Here is a 3119-nt window from a genome sequence, read left to right as displayed (position 1 = left end):
AACTTGTGCTCTCAAAACTAGACAATATCAAATGTTTCATATGAACCGGAACACCAATTACTTGGTTAAGTCCTCGACCGATTAGTATTAGTCCGCTTCATGCGTCACCGCACTGCCACTTCTAACCTATCTACCTGATCATCTTTCAGGGGTCTTACTTCCATAAAGGAATGGGAAATCTCATCTCGAGGTGTGTTTCACACTTAGATGCTTTCAGCGTTTATCACATCCATACGTAGCTACCCAGCGATGCGCCTGGCGGCACAACTGGTACACCAGAGGTATGTCCATCCCGGTCCTCTCGTACTAAGGACAGGTCCTCTCAAATTTCCTACGCCCGCGACGGATAGGGACCGAACTGTCTCACGACGTTCTGAACCCAGCTCGCGTACCGCTTTAATGGGCGAACAGCCCAACCCTTGGGACCGACTACAGCCCCAGGATGCGATGAGCCGACATCGAGGTGCCAAACCTCCCCGTCGATGTGGACTCTTGGGGGAGATAAGCCTGTTATCCCCAGGGTAGCTTTTATCCGTTGAGCGATGGCCCTTCCATACGGTACCACCGGATCACTAAGCCCGACTTTCGTCCCTGCTCGACCTGTCTGTCTCGCAGTCAAGCTCCCTTGTGCCTTTACACTCTGCGAATGATTTCCAACCATTCTGAGGGAACCTTTGGGCGCCTCCGTTACTTTTTAGGAGGCGACCGCCCCAGTCAAACTGCCCACCTGACACTGTCTCCCACCACGATTAGTGGTGCGGGTTAGAGTGGTCATACAGCGAGGGTAGTATCCCACCAACGCCTCCACCGAAACTAGCGTTCCGGTTTCTATGGCTCCTACCTATCCTGTACAAGCTGTACAAACACTCAATATCAAGCTACAGTAAAGCTCCATGGGGTCTTTCCGTCCTGTCGCGGGTAGTCCGCATCTTCACGGACAATATAATTTCACCGAGTCTCTCGTTGAGACAGTGCCCAGATCGTTACGCCTTTCGTGCGGGTCGGAACTTACCCGACAAGGAATTTCGCTACCTTAGGACCGTTATAGTTACGGCCGCCGTTTACTGGGGCTTCAATTCTGAGCTTCGCCGAAGCTAACCCATCCTTTTAACCTTCCAGCACCGGGCAGGCGTCAGCCCCTATACGTCATCTTACGATTTTGCAGAGACCTGTGTTTTTGATAAACAGTCGCCTGGGCCTATTCACTGCGGCTGATCTTGCGATCAGCACCCCTTCTCCCGAAGTTACGGGGTCATTTTGCCGAGTTCCTTAACGAGAGTTCACTCGCTCACCTTAGGATTCTCTCCTCGACTACCTGTGTCGGTTTGCGGTACGGGTAGTTAAGTACTCACTAGAAGCTTTTCTCGGCAGTGTGACATCAGACGCTTCGCTACTAAATTTCGCTCCCCATCACAGCTTGTCCTTAAAGTGAAAAGCATTTGACTCTTCACAAGACTTACTGCTTGGACATTCTAATCCAACAGAATGCACATCTTAGCCTCCTGCGTCCCTCCATTGCTCAAACGCACTTAACTAGTACAGGAATCTCAACCTGTTATCCATCGTCTACGCCTCTCGGCCTCGACTTAGGTCCCGACTAACCCTGGGAGGACGAGCCTTCCCCAGGAAACCTTAGTCATTCGGTGGATAGGATTCTCACCTATCTTTCGCTACTCATACCGGCATTCTCACTTCTAAGCGCTCCACAAGTCCTCACGATCTTGCTTCACCGCCCTTAGAACGCTCTCCTATCACGCGACCTAATGGTCGCATCCATGGTTTCGGTAGTATGCTTAGCCCCGGTACATTTTCGGCGCAGGATCACTCGACTAGTGAGCTATTACGCACTCTTTAAATGGTGGCTGCTTCTGAGCCAACATCCTAGTTGTCTATGCAACTCCACATCCTTTTCCACTTAGCATACATTTAGGGACCTTAACTGATGGTCTGGGCTGTTCCCCTTTCGACGGTGGATCTTATCACTCATCGTCTGACTCCCGGACATGAATCAATGGCATTCGGAGTTTATCTGAATTCAGTAACCCAAGACGGGCCCCTAGTCCAAATAGTGCTCTACCTCCATGATCCTTAATCCGAGGCTAGCCCTAAAGCTATTTCGGAGAGAACCAGCTATCTCCAAGTTCGTTTGGAATTTCACCGCTATCCACACCTCATCCCAGCAATTTTCAACTTACACGGGTTCGGTCCTCCAGTGCGTTTTACCGCACCTTCAACCTGGACATGGATAGGTCACCTGGTTTCGGGTCTATAACCTCGTACTCAAATCGCCCATTTCAGACTCGCTTTCGCTATGGCTCCGACTTTTTAGTCTTAACCTTGCACGGGATCATAACTCGCCGGTTCATTCTACAAAAGGCACGCCATCACGCATTAACGCGCTCTGACTTATTGTAGGCACATGGTTTCAGGAACTATTTCACTCCCCTCCCGGGGTGCTTTTCACCTTTCCCTCACGGTACTGGTTCACTATCGGTCACTAGGTAGTATTTAGCCTTGGGAGATGGTCCTCCCGGATTCCGACGGAATTTCACGTGTTCCGCCGTACTCAGGATCCTGAACTGAGAGAATTTGATTTAATCTACTGGGCTATCACCATCTATGGCGGATTTTCCCAAATCCTTCGACTATCAAGTTCTTTGGTAACTCAAATGTTCAGTCCTACAACCCCAAAGTGCAAGCACTTTGGTTTGGGCTGTTCCCCGTTCGCTCGCCGCTACTTAGGGAATCGAAATTTCTTTATATTCCTGCTGCTAATGAGATGTTTCAGTTCACAGCGTTTACCTCCAACTAGACTATGAATTCATCTAGTGGTAACAGTTGATTAAAACTGCTGGGTTGCCCCATTCGGAAATCTCCGGATCATAGCTTACGTACAGCTCCCCGAAGCATATCGGTGTTAGTCCCGTCCTTCATCGGCTCCTAGTGCCAAGGCATTCACCATGCGCCCTTGTTAACTTAACCTCATTTACCTAACGGTAAATGCGATTAATGAGTTTAGCGATAATTAAACTTCAATAAAAAACTCAAAAAACGCGGTGTTCTCGGTTTCATTATGAAAAAATATATTTGATATTATCTAGTTTTCAAAGAACAAGTTT

The 3119-nt window shown here is 49.0% G+C and carries 1 rRNA gene; it reads right to left on the bottom strand.

Annotated elements, in window-relative coordinates:
* Window positions 1-61: 61 nt before the first annotated feature.
* Window positions 62-2982 (bottom strand): 23S ribosomal RNA (locus KGF70_RS16640).
* Between the last annotated feature and the right edge of the window lie 137 nt (window positions 2983-3119).

The organism is Lactiplantibacillus sp. 7.2.4 (assembly GCF_018991185.1).
GTDB classification, from domain to species: domain Bacteria; phylum Bacillota; class Bacilli; order Lactobacillales; family Lactobacillaceae; genus Lactiplantibacillus; species Lactiplantibacillus pentosus.
The sequence above is the reverse complement of the archived record's forward strand: the minus strand, read 5'-3'. Positions and strand labels throughout refer to the sequence as shown.